Source organism: Clostridium sp. JS66 (assembly GCF_033561535.1).
In the GTDB taxonomy this organism is placed as follows: domain Bacteria; phylum Bacillota; class Clostridia; order Clostridiales; family Clostridiaceae; genus Clostridium_AM; species Clostridium_AM carboxidivorans.
In genome coordinates this window covers 2,707,088-2,724,077 of the sequence record NZ_CP131467.1, presented here as the reverse complement: position 1 = coordinate 2,724,077, position 16,990 = coordinate 2,707,088, and the positions used below count along the sequence as shown (strand labels likewise).

Annotated in this window: 14 protein-coding genes and 1 pseudogene; 5 read left to right on the top strand and 10 right to left on the bottom strand. The window is 30.0% G+C overall.

Translation table 11 applies throughout. The features are described from left to right. Nucleotides 1-53: 53 nt before the first annotated feature. From Q6H37_RS12725 to Q6H37_RS12700, 6 genes and pseudogenes are all read right to left on the bottom strand, one after another. Nucleotides 54-2,036, bottom strand: coding sequence for an ABC transporter permease (locus Q6H37_RS12725; protein ID WP_318742289.1), 1,983 nt, complete (start codon nucleotides 2,034-2,036; stop codon nucleotides 54-56). A 128-nt stretch (nucleotides 2,037-2,164) separates the two neighbouring features. Next, a complete protein-coding gene (locus Q6H37_RS12720; protein ID WP_318742288.1) occupies nucleotides 2,165-4,129 on the bottom strand; it encodes an ABC transporter permease in 1,965 nt (654 codons plus the stop codon). Continuing rightward, the gene (locus Q6H37_RS12715; RefSeq protein WP_318742287.1) at nucleotides 4,116-4,883 is read right to left on the bottom strand and encodes an ABC transporter ATP-binding protein; all 768 of its coding nucleotides are present in this window, start codon (nucleotides 4,881-4,883) and stop codon (nucleotides 4,116-4,118) included. The genes Q6H37_RS12720 and Q6H37_RS12715 overlap by 14 nt, the downstream gene beginning before the upstream one ends. Nucleotides 4,884-5,405: 522 nt before the next feature. Beyond that, nucleotides 5,406-5,649 (bottom strand): annotated as a pseudogene (locus Q6H37_RS12710) (hypothetical protein). Between the two features lie 83 nt (nucleotides 5,650-5,732). Further along, a complete protein-coding gene (locus tag Q6H37_RS12705; RefSeq protein WP_318742286.1) occupies nucleotides 5,733-6,188 on the bottom strand; it encodes a DUF2889 domain-containing protein in 456 nt (151 codons plus the stop codon). 57 nt (nucleotides 6,189-6,245) lie between these two features. Beyond that, a complete protein-coding gene (locus Q6H37_RS12700) occupies nucleotides 6,246-6,776 on the bottom strand; it encodes a PadR family transcriptional regulator (protein WP_318742285.1) in 531 nt (176 codons plus the stop codon). 242 nt (nucleotides 6,777-7,018) lie between these two features. Between Q6H37_RS12700 and Q6H37_RS12695 the strand changes: the two genes are divergently transcribed. Both Q6H37_RS12695 and Q6H37_RS12690 read left to right on the top strand, forming a co-directional pair. After that, nucleotides 7,019-7,741 (top strand): alpha/beta hydrolase, encoded by a 723-nt coding sequence (locus tag Q6H37_RS12695; protein ID WP_318742284.1) that lies wholly within the window; start codon nucleotides 7,019-7,021, stop codon nucleotides 7,739-7,741. A 96-nt stretch (nucleotides 7,742-7,837) separates the two neighbouring features. Then, nucleotides 7,838-8,029 carry a hypothetical protein gene (locus tag Q6H37_RS12690; RefSeq protein ID WP_318742283.1) on the top strand — a complete coding sequence of 64 codons (192 nt, stop codon included), beginning with the start codon at nucleotides 7,838-7,840 and terminating at the stop codon, nucleotides 8,027-8,029. 266 nt (nucleotides 8,030-8,295) lie between these two features. Here the strand turns inward: Q6H37_RS12690 and Q6H37_RS12685 are convergent, their stop codons facing one another. Further along, complete coding sequence (locus Q6H37_RS12685; protein WP_318742282.1) at nucleotides 8,296-9,024, bottom strand: DUF554 domain-containing protein; 729 nt, start codon at nucleotides 9,022-9,024, stop codon at nucleotides 8,296-8,298. Between the two features lie 331 nt (nucleotides 9,025-9,355). Next, the gene (locus Q6H37_RS12680) at nucleotides 9,356-10,159 is read right to left on the bottom strand and encodes a pseudouridine synthase (protein WP_318742281.1); all 804 of its coding nucleotides are present in this window, start codon (nucleotides 10,157-10,159) and stop codon (nucleotides 9,356-9,358) included. Nucleotides 10,160-10,765: 606 nt separating this feature from the next. Between Q6H37_RS12680 and Q6H37_RS12675 the strand changes: the two genes are divergently transcribed. Next, nucleotides 10,766-11,266 carry a C-GCAxxG-C-C family protein gene (locus Q6H37_RS12675; RefSeq protein WP_318742280.1) on the top strand — a complete coding sequence of 167 codons (501 nt, stop codon included), beginning with the start codon at nucleotides 10,766-10,768 and terminating at the stop codon, nucleotides 11,264-11,266. A 123-nt stretch (nucleotides 11,267-11,389) separates the two neighbouring features. Here the strand turns inward: Q6H37_RS12675 and Q6H37_RS12670 are convergent, their stop codons facing one another. Beyond that, entirely contained in the window at nucleotides 11,390-13,288 is a 1,899-nt protein-coding gene (locus Q6H37_RS12670) for a glutamine synthetase (protein ID WP_318742279.1), read from the bottom strand. 427 nt (nucleotides 13,289-13,715) lie between these two features. Here Q6H37_RS12670 and Q6H37_RS12665 point away from each other — a divergent pair, with 427 nt between their 5' ends. Continuing rightward, complete coding sequence (locus Q6H37_RS12665) at nucleotides 13,716-15,062, top strand: putative DNA modification/repair radical SAM protein (RefSeq protein WP_318742278.1); 1,347 nt, start codon at nucleotides 13,716-13,718, stop codon at nucleotides 15,060-15,062. Nucleotides 15,063-15,073: 11 nt separating this feature from the next. Beyond that, nucleotides 15,074-15,811, top strand: coding sequence for a TIGR03915 family putative DNA repair protein (locus Q6H37_RS12660; RefSeq protein ID WP_318742277.1), 738 nt, complete (start codon nucleotides 15,074-15,076; stop codon nucleotides 15,809-15,811). 56 nt (nucleotides 15,812-15,867) lie between these two features. Here the strand turns inward: Q6H37_RS12660 and Q6H37_RS12655 are convergent, their stop codons facing one another. Further along, on the bottom strand, nucleotides 15,868-16,920 hold the full coding sequence (locus Q6H37_RS12655) for a uroporphyrinogen decarboxylase family protein (RefSeq protein ID WP_318742276.1): 1,053 nt from the start codon (nucleotides 16,918-16,920) through the stop codon (nucleotides 15,868-15,870). Nucleotides 16,921-16,990: the final 70 nt, after the last annotated feature.

Here is a 16,990-nt window from a genome sequence, read left to right as displayed (position 1 = left end):
CATTAGATTCCAAGCATTCTATTAACTTGGAATCTAATTTTTAAATTATATATTTAGTATACAACATTTTTTGTTATAATTTTCATATAAGATTTAATAGAAAGAAGATAAAAACATAAATAAATTACTGCATATACTCCCATTGTCATACCCATCCATTCCATCTGTGATATTGAAAAGCCACAGAGATATTTCATATAGGCTATAAGTGGAAATATACTATGAAGAATACCAAATAGAAGTGGCATTACAAAAATAAATCCCAATTGCTTTGATATAATTCTTAAAGTCTCTTTTTTAGTTAAACCTATTTTTGAAAGTACAGAGTATCTATTCTTATCTTCATAAGCTTCTGTTAATTGCTTATAATACATTATACTTCCAGTAGAAACAACAAAGAGAATACCTAGGAAGGCACCTATAAACACATAGCTTCCATACAAAGTATGAACCTCAGTATACATGTCATTGTAAGAAGAAAAAATTCTGCCCTTTGGCATCATTTGAGAAATCTCTGCAACAACACTTCCACTTTTTAATACATTATCAAAATTATATGCTCTTATAACAGTTGTATTATTTCTATTATCATTTAAAAGCTTATTAAAAAATATATCTGGTACTACTATAGTTGTCTTTTGAAGTTTAACTCCTAAAACACATTTCTTACTTGAGTCGGAAATATCAAGATTATAAGCTTTCTCTCCAATAGTTGCATTAAGCTCATCACCTGCAAGTCTTCCTCTTGCTTCAAGTGAATTACTTACTTCAATGAAAAAACATTGATTTTCTTTATTAATTTTAATATCCTTAGCTCTATCGACAACGTCTGTACCATCATTAAAACCTGAATTATTTACAATATCCTTGTATTCAGATGCAGACATTATAAACATATCAAAAGGAGCCTTTAAATCTTTCTCAAAGGGCCCATTATATTTTTGTGTGAGCCCACTTCCATTTATCATTACAATATCTGTTTTATAAGTTGTTTTAATCTCTTTATGATTATTAATAACAGCCTCAACTTTTTTATTTAATTCCTGGTTTCCGCTTTGATACATTATTGAAAAAGGACATCCACTTGGTGCAATTTTATCAAGGGTCAAATTAAGACTAAATGTAAAACATAATGCGGTAATAGCAACGCTAGATACAACCGCTATAGTTGCCAGAAGATTAGAATTCCCTTTAATTCTGTAGATTATTTGAGATACTCCTATTAGATTTTCTCCTTTATAATAAGCTTTTTTATTTTTCTCAAATAGCTTAAAGATATAAATTATGAAATTGTTGAACAATATATAAGTTCCTGCAACAACAAACAGCGTTATAAGGAGACCTTTGTACAACATTTGGGCTCCTCCAGACTCCAAATTCATTTTTAATACACCAATATATCCGCTGATTATCATTATTAATGATAATAATGCTAGGAGCTTAGAAAATTTAGGTTTCTTCTCTCCTTCCTTAGCCGCATGTATAAGCTCTATAAGCCTGAACTTATATATTATTCCGTAGGCTTTTATGGAGTTTAACAAAAATATAATCATAAAAACAAAAACCGTCATTAATACAGATCTAATATCAAAGTTATACTGTATAGGCTTGTTTGATTTCATACATACATTAAGTATTTTTAAGAAGAACCTGGAGGTAAATGCTCCTAAGGGTACTCCAACAATTAAGGCCAATATCCCTAGAAAGATATTTTCAAAGAACATGAGTGTTCCTATTTCTTTCTTCTTCATACCAAGCAGTGAATATATAGCAACTTCTTTCTTTTTATTTTTTATAAAAAAGCTATTAGCATAGCCTATGAAAATGGCTGAAAATATTATAACTACAAAAGCTGCCGCTTTAAAAATAGCTCCAACCTTAACTTTATCTGAACTAAATGAATGTATTTGTTTACTATAATACATAGAATAAAATATCATGAGAATAAAAATTGAGGTTAATGTACTTATAAAATAAGAAACATAATTTTTAAAATTGTGTTTAACATTATTTATTCCAAGATTAAATAGTGTCATTTTCAGTACCTCCTATTATATTTAAAAATATGGTGTCTAGTTACTTTCTGTTTCTAAGCAATTTTTATATCATTGCTACATTGATAACCCCACCATTCTTTGTATGAACCTCCATATGAATCTAAAAATTACTTGATAATTTTCATATATGATTTAACCGAAATCATATAGTAGCATAAATAAATTGCAATATAAACTAATACTATTCCACCAACACATTCTACGATAATTTTAGCTTCACTGGCATAGGCAATAAATATATATAGAGCTGCAATACTGTGAAACAAACTCACTAAAACAGGCAATCCAAATATTAGTGCAAGTTGCTTAACAACAGTATGTCTTTTTTCCTTTTTACTAACACCTATCTTTTTCAATATACCGTATCTTTCCTTATCCTCATATGCTTCCATAAGTTGTTTATAGTAAAGTATACTACCTGTTGAAAGTATAAATAAAATTCCGAGAAATGCACCAATAAATACATAACACCCATATATTCTATAAGAAATACTATAGGCATTATAGAACGAATCAAAGTATCTATCCTGAGCAATTACATGACTTAATTCAGAAACAAGCTTCCCAGAATTTAAAGGATTATCTAACATATATCCTCTTATTTTAGTAGTATTATCTTTATTACTATTAAGTAATTTATTGAAAGTATGATCTGTAACAACAAGCATGGTTTTTGCAAAATTTTTTCCCACAACGCCCTTACCATCAGAATCTATAATATTTAAATTAAATTTATCACTAGAGTCTTGAACGCTGACCTTCTCTCCTTTGAGCCTTCCATGTTGACTTTCATTAGTAACCTCAATAAAAAAGCACTGATTATCATTTGTAAATTTTAAGTCTTTAACTACCTGAAAGCCATCAACGGAATTAGTCCTACTCATTTCTGAATTATTCATGATTTCGTTATATTCACTTTTAGACATTATATATGCATCAAAAGGTGCCTTTAAATCCACACCATAAGGTCCCTTATACTTTGATGTAAGTGCTTTTACATTAATCAGCTCTATATCTGACTTGTGAGTAACTTTTACTTCACCATACTTATTTATTATTTGTTCTACTTTATTGTTTAAATCTTCATCTCCGCCCTTATACATTAATGAAAAAGGTGAGACATACGAAGGCATTTTTTGCAAAGCTACATAAAAACTAAATGTAAAACCTATTGCAGTAAGTGCAACCGCTGACACTATTGCTATAGTAGCAAGAGTATTAGAATTTGCTTTTATCCTATATAGTATCTGAGAAATGCTTATAAGATTTTCTCCTTTATAATACAACTTTTTATTTTTTTTAAGCTTAGTAAGCATTACTATAATAAAATTATTGAATAAAATATAGGTTCCTGAAATTACCAATATCAATACAAGAAGTGCAAAATACATCATTTTGCTTCCGCCTTGAAGAATTTTAGTGGAAGCAATAAAATATCCAAGCAAAATCATAACGATAGATATTAGTGCCTTTACTTTTGAACCTTCAGGAACCTTTTCAGCTTCCTTGTCTGCGTGTAAAAGTTCAATAACGCTAAATTTATATATTACCCTATACGCCTTAATTGAATTAAATACGAATAAAGCCATAAATATTATAGTTGTAGCAATTACTGCTCTTATGTCTAAAGTAAAATATGCAGCAACACTAGCCTTCATCATATTAACAAGAAGCTGAAAAAGAAATTTTGAAGCTATAACACCTAATGGTACACCTATAATTATTGCTAATACTCCAAGAAACATATTTTCACAAAATAAGAGAACTCCTATTTCTCTTTTTTTCATACCAACAATGGAATATATAGCTATTTCTTTTTTTCTGCTTTTTATAAAAAAACCGTTAGCATACCAAATAAAAAGAGCTGAAAAAATTATTACTATAATTGAAGCAACTTTAAATACAGTATATAACTTTAACCTTCCACTACTATAACTTTCCATTTCCCTATTGAAATAAATAGAAAAAAACACAAAAAGTATGAAAACAGAAAATACAGTACTAATAAAATACGAAACATAACTTTTAAAATTGTGTTTGACATTGTTTATTCCAAGATTAAGCAAGCTCACTTTCAGTACCTCCTACAATGGAAAGGGTTCTTAATATTTCATTGTAGAAATCTTTTCTACTTCCTGTTTTTTCAATCTCAGTATCGAGTATTCCATCCTTTATAAATATAATTCTGTCACAGTAACTTGCTGCAAATGCATCATGAGTTACCATAACAATTGTTGCTTCATTATCCTTATTTAATAAAGAAAGGTTGTTTAAAAGCTCTGTTGAAGATTTTGAATCCAGTGCTCCTGTAGGCTCATCTGCAAAGACTATTTCTGGATCAGTTATTATAGCCCTTGCAGCAGCTGCTCTTTGTTTCTGACCTCCTGAAACTTCATAAGGATATTTTCCTAGTATATCTTCAATATTCAAAATGCCGCTGATTTTTTTTAATTTCTCTTCCATAGATGCCACATCCACCTTAGATAAAGAAAGTGGTAAAATAATATTTTCTTTTAAGGTTAAAGTATCAAGAAGATTGTAGTCTTGAAAAATAAATCCAAGCTGTTTCCTCCTAAATATTGATAGTTCATCTTCATTAAGATTTAAAAAACTTTTTCCTCCAAGTGTAATTGTTCCTGAGGTTGGACTATCAATGGTGGATATTACATTTAATAATGTGGATTTACCTGCTCCTGAAGGCCCCATAATTCCAAGAAATTCACCCTTTTGAACAGAAAAGCTCACCCCATTTAATGCATTTGATTTACTTCCTCCATTTTTTGAACCATACTCTTTTTTTACATCTCTAACTTCCATTATATTCATTAAGATTCCCTCCTGTATTTTCTTTTAAATTTAACTTCAGTTAGATTGTATATGTATGAGATTAAGGTGGATTTAAAATGATCTTAAATTCATCTTAAGTTTATTTGACTAAGCGATAAGTTACTCAGTTTGAATTATTGTCATAAGAAAAAGATAGCAAAACCTTAGCACAAAGTCTTTACTACCTTTTTATAATTATACTGCTTATATTTTTTTAATAGTGAACATTTCTTCATATGCTAGGTACGTGGAAATATTTCTCAATACAATTTTTGCCTTGCTTAGTTGTCCACATATAAAATTTAGCATATCACATTCTAAATTTATTTGATGGTTGTCATTCACAACACTCTTATCACACAGTAAAAGCAAAATAACCAAATCAAAGATTTAGGGTATCTGCTTTTCTTCATGTGGGAGATGTTAGAACTTTTGGGCATCAGCGATTTAGAGTCCTTATGCTATACATAACGGCTTATACGCCCTGAATAAGTTTTTCTAAGACCCAGATGAGTTAAATGCCTAATTGGCAATATATAAATAGCAATGCGCCTTTCCATCTTTCGTATATTCACCAGGAACGGTACTCTCATAATCTTCGGTAAAAACTCTCTTTATATCTCCCGATTTTTGTTCCCGCCATACTTTTTCCCATGCCTTTCTTGTACATATGCCCACTATCAAAAAGAAGGGGCAGTTTTCCGCTCGCAATATCCCCCCATATTTCACTAATAATTTTTGTTACTTCTTTCAATTTATAAGCCATAGTTTTACTCCTCTCCTATACAAATAATTTAATATCATCATTTTTACTCTTGTTTGTATAAATTAGATTTTCTTGCTTAGTATTTAGACATTATTACTCATTATTGTGTGAGCTATACATGCCTTGGGAAGTTTTTCTTTGCAAAAATCCCACCATTGACTTTCTGTCATATTTCCTACTTTAATTTGATGAGGAAAATAATTAAAGATTACCCCAGGAACGGAAATTCCAAGAAGCATTCTAACATTGCCACATCCCATTTCACTAGAAAACAATTCATCACATTTAGAGCGGAATTCTGAAATAACATTAATACCTATTAATTCTTTCATTTTATCTTTAATTAAAATACAATCTTTAATTGGATAACGCAATAACTCTATCCTAGCGTCTAATATAATCATATCTGGTACAGATACATCTACTATTACTTGAATATCATGCTGATAATCCATTAAATGTGAGATAGTCCTCCAAATGTTACCCTCCACTTCATAATAGTTAACTTCAAAGTTTCTTGAACAAATACTCTTTTCCATAAATATACCTCCGTAATTATACTCAGCACTGACTATAATAACATTTTTTTGGAACTCTTAAGAGAGTTCCTTTAATGTTTCATTTATCCATTTTAATTCAGTTTCTAAATGATATATATGATGATTAAATATACTAATACAGTAACTTCTGTAATCAGGTAACAATCTACTTACTGTATTATCTTTAGTTCTAGCTAATTCTTTCAGCTTATTTTCTATATACTCTTTTTGTCTATTTAAATTTTTAATAACAGCATCCTTATCAGCAAAGTCAGAAAAATATAATACTCCATCAAAATCAAATTCTACACTATAATTTTCAGCTAAAATTTTATTAATCAAAGAATTAAAATAAGCAATTCCTGAGTCAGTAATAGAGTATACCGTTTTTTCAGGCCTATTGCCATCTTTTTCAATAACAGAATTTATATAGCCTTTTTCAGCGAGTTTATCTAAATGATAATAAATTGTAGGAAGTTTGATTTTAGCAAAGGCTGCTATGTTATCTGATACTATTTGTTTTATACTATATCCATGTTGAGGGCCATATCTCATAAGAAGCCCTAGAATATATAATTGTATTTTCATTTGTAATCTCCTTATACTCAGTACTGACTATAAGTATATCATATTTTTTAGTACTGTCAACAATATATACAAATTATGATTACAATGCACAAAATAACAAATACAATCCCTATACCTATGAACATTAAGCTTAAGCCCCAAATCTTTGCCTCGCTGACACATAAACCAGAAAAAATTTGTACTTCTCCATAATTTGCTGTAAATTAATAATTATCAATTTAAATATTCTAAGGGGTGAAGCCATGAAAGGAACTATACAAAATTTAAATATCAATGATCATCATTGTTCACTATACCTTCCACCTAACTACAATATACTTGATATTAATTATCCTGTTGTATATATGAACGGAGATAATAATATGGAAGAAATAATAAATTCTATAGAATCTCATTTTGATATAGACTGCAGCACTTTTATACTTGTAAGTATTGAATCAAAAAACTGGAATCATAATTTTTCTCCATGGCCTGCACCAGCTTTAACAAAAAACAGTGAAAACTTTAGTGGAGGTGCACATGAATATCTAAGTAAACTCACTAATGTTATCAAGCCTTTTATAGATACACACTACAAAACAAAAACTGAACCTGAAAATACTGCACTAATTGGCTATTCCTTAGGTGGGCTTACAACTTTATACAGCCTTTATCTGTTTGAAACCTTTGGAAAAGTAGGAAGTTTATCTGGTTCATTATGGTATGATGGTTGGATTGAATTCATGAGTTGTAATTCTCCTATACATAATGCTACAAAAGTATACCTTTCTCTTGGAAAAAGTGAAGAACGCAGTAGAAATCAGCGTATGGCTAAAGTTGGAGATTGCACTCAAAAGACTTTTTCTATATTGTCAAAACAGCTTGTGTTTTCACAAAACATAATACTAGAATGGAACAATGGAGGTCATTTTACTGAAATTCCAAAAAGATTTAGTAAGGCACTGTTATGGCTTATGCATATATAAGCATAATGAATGAAATAGACTTCCTTATACTTCAATTCATGATATAATTAGTTAATGATTTAATTTACAAACTTGGAAGTGTAAGGAGGGGTTTTCATGGACATAAAACAAAATAAAACTATTGAGGATCTTATGACTGAAGCTGAGAGTATTGCTAGAAATTATTTTAGACAAGGTTTAAACTGTTCAGAATGTGTTTATCGCACTATTTTAGACTTGTATCAACCAGATTTATCACCAGATACCATTTGCCTTGCTTCTGGATTTGGCGGCGGCATGGGATATTGATTTGCAAGGAACTTTCAGCACCACATGGTGATTTTCAAAGCAGGGAAAGGGAAAAAACTGCCAGCAAATCATTGGATACCGTGCTTCTTTAGTAGCAAAGTATGCTGGTGAAACCAATAACGAAAAAGCCGAGTAATCATTTTATTTATAATAAAAGCTTATTAATGTAATAAAAAAATTCTTACATATTGATAAATGTAAGAATTTTTTATCTTTAATTAGATATTTTCAAAAAATTTATTCTCAATTTTAATTGTGCAATATCCTCATTTAATAAGATTCAAAATTAACTCGTATACACACGGAACTAAAAGTGCTGGCAGCATATTGCCTACATTAAATTTCTTCCCAAATGCAATATTTACACCAACGCAAAAAATAAGCGCTGCTCCTACAAAAGACATATTTTCAATTAGTGTATTTCCTAAAAAAGGACCAATAAAAACAGTAAGAAGTGTAATACCTCCTTCATACACAAAAATTGCAGCAGCAGAAAACATAACACCAAGTCCATGAGTTGAAGCAAAAACCAAAACTATTACAAAATCTAAAATAGATTTGGCAAGCAGCATTGAATAATCGCCCTTAAGTCCATCCTGTATGGAACCGACTATGGCCATAGCTCCTACACAAATAATAAGAGATGTATTAACAAAACCTTCTACAAACTGATTGTCCTCTTTTGCTTTTGCAATAGTTTTAATTTTTTCACCTAAAGCATCCAGCCATTTCTCAATATCTAATGCCTGTCCAATAAATCCTCCTATTACCAATGAAAAAATTAAAAGCATAGTTCCTTTTGTTTCTATATTTCCTCCATGTATAGTAATCATACCCTGCAAAGTTCCCGCAACGCCAATAAAGATTACTGCTACACCGCAAGCCTGCATCAAGATATTCTGCATTTTCTGTTTCATTCCATTTTTAAGAAACAAACCAATACCGCTTCCAATGATTACAGCTATAGTATTTATAATTGTACCTAACCCTTTCACAATATCCTCCTTTTATCCTTCGTTATATCAACAGCCTTCTATTAAGTTACTATTTAACGCTTGCCATCGGTATTGACTTTATTCATTTTAGATTATATCATTAATGCTATGATATGAAAATTTAATATATTTAATATTATTATTAAAAATTATTTACAGATAGTGAATAATGGAATTAAGAGAGATCAATACATTTCTTGTGGCTGCTGAAAAAATGAGTTATTCGTTAAAATAAGAAGAGAATGTTATATTTCCTCTTATCTCTAAAATTTAAAACAATATTATATTGTGGTACTTAAGAGATTTATGTCCGTGATGTCAGAAGTTTTATCTACATTGTTACAATATGATTGCTGCTGTTTAGCAATTTTTGAATTTCCACTTCTGTCAAGAGCCGATACTGACCTTTTTCCATTGATTCGTCTAACATTAATCCTCCAATAGAAACCCTTTTTAAATATACCACATAACAACCTGCTGCCTTTAACATACGCTTTACTTGATGGTTACGTCCCTCTGTAATACTAAGATAGCCAGAGACAACTGGCTGGTTATACTGATTTGAATCTATATTGCTTAAATTGTCAATGGGCATTTCATGTTTAAAGTCTTTATACATTCCACATTTATGTACTTCTATTTTTGCAGGTTTTGTTAGTATTTCACCTTTTCCTATATAAATTCCCTGCTCTAATTGCTTTCTGCTTTTCTCGTCTAAAGAACCTAAAGCCCAAAAAAAATAAGTTTTTTCAATATGTTCTTGTGGATGCATTAATTTATGTTCAAATTCACCATCATTGGTAAGTAACAATAACCCTTCTGTATCTTTGTCCAATCTCCCAACATGAAATACTTCATTCATTTTATCATCATCAAAAAAATCAAATACTGTTCTGTGAGCTTTATCCTTTCTTGCAGTAATATACCCAGCAGGTTTATTAAACATATAATATACTTTTCCAGTATAAGTAACTACTTTACCAAGATACTTAATAACATCAGAGTTTTCGTCAATGTCCATTGCAGGTTCTGTTATAACTTTTCCATTTACTTTAACCAAACCTTCTTTGATATAAATCCTAACGATTTTCCTTCTTCCAACAGATGATTCTGCTAAAAATTTATCTAATCTCATATTTTATAACTTCTCTTCCTTTGTAAAATCATTTTATCACCTAGGGTATTATAACAAAATATTTAACTAATATCCATAATATTAAGTTTTCTATTTTAAAGAACAAATATAGCTAGTGCTTTGACATAAAAAAAGAACTCCAGCTTTTATATAGAATTCTTTTTACTAATACTATTTTTCAACTTAAAAATAATGATACTCTCTGCTTAACTTTCGTTTAATTCCTGATACAGTATTGGTATGCTGGCAAATGTTTGAATATTTTTGGAGTAGACTTATTGTCTTAATTTTTCACAAAAACTTATGCTATAATACTACCAATTCATGCAATGGACAGATGTTAATTGCATAATCAGAGAAATTTTAGTATTTAAGGAAGTGGTATTTATAATTAAGAACAAAAAATAGTAGGTACAATAATATTACTTATAGCAATTGCAGGAACTGCAGGAATTACAGTAAATACTTCTATCATAAATAAAGGAGTTACAATAACAGCAAAAGATGTTACAAATGTAAAAACAAAGGACATTACAAATGAAGAATTCATGATATAATTAGTTAATGATTTAATTTACAAACTTGGAAGTGTAAGGAGGGGTTTTCATGGATATAAAACAAAATAAAGACATTAAAGATGTTATGACTGAAGCTGAGAGTATTGCTAGAAATTTTTTTAGACAAGGTTTAAACTGTTCAGAATATGTTTATCGCACTATTTTAGACTTGTATCAACCAGATTTATCACCAGATACCATTTGCCTTGCTTCTGGATTTGGAGGCGGCATGGGACATACGAGAAATACCTGTGGTGCTGTAACAGGCGCTGTATTATCATTGGGTTCTATTAAAGGAAGAAAGAATCCTTTTGCAAAAGAAACACCTGCTGAACGAGCACAAGAGCTTAAAGAGGTTTATGCTCCTTTTGCTGATATGGTTAATGAAATTGAGAAAAATTATGGAACATTGATTTGCAAAGAACTTTCAGCACCATATGGTGATTTTGAAAGCAGAGAAAGGAAAAAAAACTGCCAGCAAATCATTGGATACTGTACTTCCTTAGTAGCAAAGTATGCTGGTGAAATCAATAAGAAAAAAACTGAATAATCATTTTATTTATAGAGAAATCCTTATTAATGTAATAGAAAAAAGAGCTGTCGCACTAAGGAATTTACATACAATATGTTGTAATATCTATTCTTAATGCGACATACCCTTTTTTATCTTTAATTAGATATCTAATAAGTTATTCTTGTATTCATTGTATAAGCTTCTAAGTTCATCTATCTTAGCATCCATTTTAATTTGAAGTTCTGAAACTGTTGCATACTCACCAGCATTTATAGCATCTTTTATACTTGTGAATAAGCTCTTTGTTGAATAGCTATTTTTTAACAAGTATTGTCTTAAATCATTAACCTTTTGCCAGTTAGCTACATCAAGGTCTAAGGCATTCTCAACACAATGAAGTTTCTTGAAGCCCCTAATTTCATCAGTGTAGTTAGAAATTATTCTTGAGTCAATTTCAGTTAACCATCTTCTTTCTACACCAATACGAAAACTGTTAAGTATTTCCTCTGTAAATACATTACCAGACTTTAACACATCAACTTTTTCAGGATACTTATCCAATGCTAGTACATTTTCATAAACTGTAGCTGGTGCTTTACCAAATAATCTTGATCTTTCTTCATCAGAGTAATCTTCAAATACATCTTCTTCACTTCTATAAGCTCTATCTTTTTCAAGATATGCAGCTTCTTCTCCAGCAGCCTTTGAAAGCTCGGAAAGTAAATCAGCTTCAGTTTTCTTATTTGATATAGCATAGCTTATACCATCAATTGAAGTAACAAATAATGCTGCTAATGCTAAATAAGTGTTTGTAAATGGGTTTGGAGCTCTAAGTTCAAACCTTGTTGCCATTGGGTTATTAAGATCTCTAATAGCACCTAATAATATAGTTCTATTTCTTGAAGGAACATCAACTGAATGTCCTAAGGATGTAACTATACATACTGGAGCTTCAAATCCAGGTTTTAATCTTCTTAATGAATCATTAGTTGCAGATACAATTGGATTTATAACTTCATAATTTTTTAATATACCCATTAAGGAACCATATCCATATATACTTAAGAAATTGTTATCAGTTGAGGCATATAAATTAAATCTTTTACCGTTCTTCAATTTTAAAGCAATACTTAAATGAGTGTGTTCTCCACTTCCAGCTACTCCATCAATTGGCTTAGCTAAAAATGTAACATCAAGTCCATGCCTTCTGAAGGTTTCTTTTACTAATGTTCTAACAAAAAGTTCGTTATCCGCAGCTTGCAATGCATCAGCATATTTCCAATCTATTTCAAGTTGTTCCATAACATGAGTAAGGTTACCAGTTTCAGTTAAATGAGCCTTTACCCCACCAACCTCTTTATGACCCATTTCAGGATCTAAACCGTACATTTCCATTAATAATAAAGTTTCTTCAAGAGCTGATCTTACAACACCTTTAGTTCTAGTCCAGTATTGTTCTTGAAGTACTTGAGATGTAAAAAGTTCTTGAACTTCAGCTTTGTCTTCTGGAGTTTTTACCCAAAATTCAAGTTCAGTAGCAGCTGTAGCTATTACATCAGTTACATCATCAAATGTAGCTCCATATGCAGTTAATAGCTCAGGATACTTCTTATATGAATCAAATAATGTGTCTTTAACATAAGTTGTTGCCGCTTTTAAAATATGTCTAGAATCTACGGCTTTACCTTCGTGTATTAAGAAACAAGGAATTCTTACTGTACCTATTGGTTTGCTAGTTTCTTCATCTATAAACTCAAAATTATAGTCTACAAACCAGTTAACATCTATATCAGCTATCATATCAACTTTAGCGTTATTTAATGTTGCTATTCCTGGAAGAACAACTGATGATCCGTCTGTTTGAATTGCTCCTTGTATGAAACCAGAAATGTCTTCTAAGAAAACCTTCATAGGAATTCTTTCATCAGTATCATTTCCTGATAGGTCTATTCCAATTAAAGATACAAACTTTATTTCAGAATGAGAAGTTAATATATCCCTTAAATCCTCCTCGGAATGCTTTTCTTTTGGTATAACATATATTAGATCCTTAAACATAAATACTTACCTCCTACAAATAATAGATAAATGACTCTATACATAATATTTTTTTAAAAATAGAACTTAAATAATACTTTTACTTGTTTTATACAATAAAAAAAGGTGCCACTAAAAAAGAAAAAATTACAGTTTTTTCTTTCTTAAGACACCGTTGCCTTATCAATTATTCATTTTTATATTCACCTAAATAGTAAACATAACCTTTAAGAACTATTTTTAATCAATTATTATTAAAAATTCATTTTCTTATTTAATTTATACTATTAAAAATATAATACCACTTTTTAAACAAATGTCAATATTTTTTTATTATACAAATTCATCATATATACCTTTTTCTAAACCATTTTATTGCGAACACTTGTTCTCTGATGGAAAATGAGTTATAATAAATTCATAAAAATACAAAGATTGGTGATGAAGTATGGAAATAGATGAAAAGTTAAGAATCTTATCTTCTGCAGCTAAATATGATGTGTCTTGTTCATCTTCTGGCTCAAATAGAAGTTCAAAGAAAGGTAACGTTGGTTCTGTAAATAGAAGTGGTATATGCCACAGCTTTACTCCAGATGGACGATGTATATCCCTTCTAAAAATACTTTTAACAAATTATTGCATATATGATTGTTCTTATTGTATCAATAGAAGGTCTAATGATATTGAGAGAGCTTCCTTTACTGCTGACGAAGTTGTAAATTTAACAATGAATTTTTACAGACGTAATTATATAGAAGGCTTATTCTTAAGCTCTTCAATTATAAAAAATGCTAATTTCACTATGGAACTCCTTACAATAGTTGTTGATAAATTGAGAAATGAACATAACTTTAGGGGTTATATTCATCTAAAAGCAATTCCTGGAGCTGACGAAGAACTTATAAAAAAGGCTGGCTCACTTGTGGACAGAATGAGTGTAAATATAGAATTGCCTTCATCAAAATCACTTAAATTATTAGCTCCTGAAAAAAATAAAGATGATATTTTAAAGCCTATGGGTGATATTAAAAATAATATTATTGTAAATAAATATGAACGCAGAAAATACAAAAAATCACCTATATTTGTGCCTGGTGGTCAAAGTACTCAGCTTATTGTTGGAGCCACAAAAGAAAGTGATTTAAATATACTAAATCTAACGGAAAACCTATATAATAAATTTGATTTAAGAAGAGTTTATTATTCAGCATATGTTCCTGTTAATAATAGCAGAAATCTTCCTCACATTAAGACTCCACCTACTCTTAGAGAACATAGACTATATCAAGGTGATTGGCTGTTAAGAGTTTATGGCTTTAAAGCAAAGGAATTACTAAACGAAAAAAACCCCAACTTTGACATTAACCTTGATCCAAAAACAACCTATGCTTTAAATAATATTCACCTATTTCCTGTTGAAATAAATAAAGCTCCTTACAATACTCTTATAAGAATACCTGGTATTGGAGTACGTGGTGCATATAAAATAATAAGTGCTCGTAAAATTAGCTCATTAGATTTTCATGATCTAAAAAAGCTCGGTATAGTTATGAAAAGAGCTCAATATTTCATTACCTGCAAAGGTAAATATTATGGTTCTGTATCCTTTGATGATATGCGCATTAGAAAAGCTCTTACTCCCAAATTTGATTTGAATTCAATAGATAAAGGTGCTCATCAACTAAGCTTTTTTGACAACAATATAAGTAATTTAATTGCTCCTAAAGGTATTTCAAATAATAATAAATTGCTTTTATTAAACGATAAATCCACTTCAATTACTGGTGAACTATAGGAGGTTTTAGTGTGAAAGAATACATATATGATAACACTTTTGAAGGTTTGCTTACTGCCATTTTTTATGCTTACAGCTGCAAAGAAGATTGTGTTATAACAAAATCAAGTGAATATACCGCCTCATTTCTCAATGAGGTTTTAAATATTACCACTGAATATGATAAGTTCAATAGAGTTTATAAAAGTATTGTAGAGAAACTGAATACTGAAATTTTAACAAATGTATACTACTTATATCTTTGCGGAATTCCAGATTCTAGCTCTACTGCTTTAAAATATCTTAAGCTTTGTTATAAATATGGTACAAATATTAACTTGGCTAAAAATAATGACATTATAATTTTAGTTGATAAATATACTAAAAAAGTTACTCATGAAGCTCATATGTTCACTGGATTTGTAAGATTTAAAGAAATAGCACCCTTAAGCTTTTATGCTTCCATAGAACCTGATCACAATATTTTACCCTTAATACTTAATCATTTTACAACAAGATTTTCTGACCAAAACTTTATAATTCATGATTTAAAAAGAAACTTGGCAATTATATATAATAAAGAAAAAGCACTTATAACTGAGTTTGAAAGAGAAGATTCTAAAATTTTCTCTTCACCAGATGGAGAATTTGAAGCTCTTTGGAAAACTTTTTATAACTCTGTTAATATAAAAGAACGTGAAAATCTAAAACTACGCAGCCACTATATGCCTAAAAGATATTGGTCTCACCTTATAGAACTGAAATCATAATAAAAGAAGAGAAGGTTACTTTTTAGTTTTTCCTTCTCTCAATTACTTATCTTAATTTATAATTTTAAAGGATATTTTCCATAGGTTTTTCCAGCTTCCATAAACATTTCAACCTTTTCTATTGGCGTATTCATTGGAATTTGGCAGCCTGTGCTCAAAATGTAACCTTTTTTAGAATCATGTCCTTTTCTGATACATTCTTTAACTGAGTTAAAAATATCTTCTTTTGTTCCTTCATACATAACCTCCACTGGTGGAACATTTCCAGTAATAACCACTCTATCTCCCATGATTTTTTTAGCTTCTTCTAAATCTTCATAGTTATCAATACTAAAATTAGAAATACCTGCATTTACAACATCTTCCCAGATACCCTTACTTTTGCCACAAATATGTATTGCAGGAGAACTTCCTGTTTTTTCTTTTATTCTATTAATATTTTTCTTAAGAGCAGGTAATGAAAACTCTCTGAATTGTTTTGGACTTATAAGACTAGTAGATGAAACTGGATCTGCAAATCCAATAGATACACCTAACTTAGACACTTCATCTATATATCTATTATTACATTCTGCTATTATATCCATTAAAGTATGAACCTTTTCAGGACACTTAATTATCCATTTTAATAGATTTTCTGTTCCAACTACTGAAGCCGCAACACTAAAAGGTCCTGACATAGCAGCCCCAACATCTACTTCATCAAAAAGTGCATTTTTAGTGAGTTTTATAGCTTCAATTAAAACTGGCAAATTGCCATCTTTTAAAGGATCAATAATTTTAAGAGATTCTATTTCTTCTACAGATTTAATTGCTGGCTCTATTAGATAAGATATGCCATGATCAGGATATCCTATTTTTGCACCCATAGCTTCAGCAACCCCTCTAAGACTAGTAGATATACTTGCACCATCGTGGCGAAGTCTTTTAAATAGAGCTATTTCTAAATCTGACATAAGTTGTGGTGAATGGTAATATTCACTAGATTTAACTCCAATAAAAGGTGTCATGGTAACTCCCATATCAGGAACGCATACTATTCTATCAATTTCTTCTCCTTTAGAAAAAGCTTGTACTCTTTCTTTTGGTGTCATTTCTTCTTTAATCAACCAGATCAACTCCTTACTTTATGTCCTCAGTTGAATTTTATCATTACAATAATAATTTTTCCATAACCAT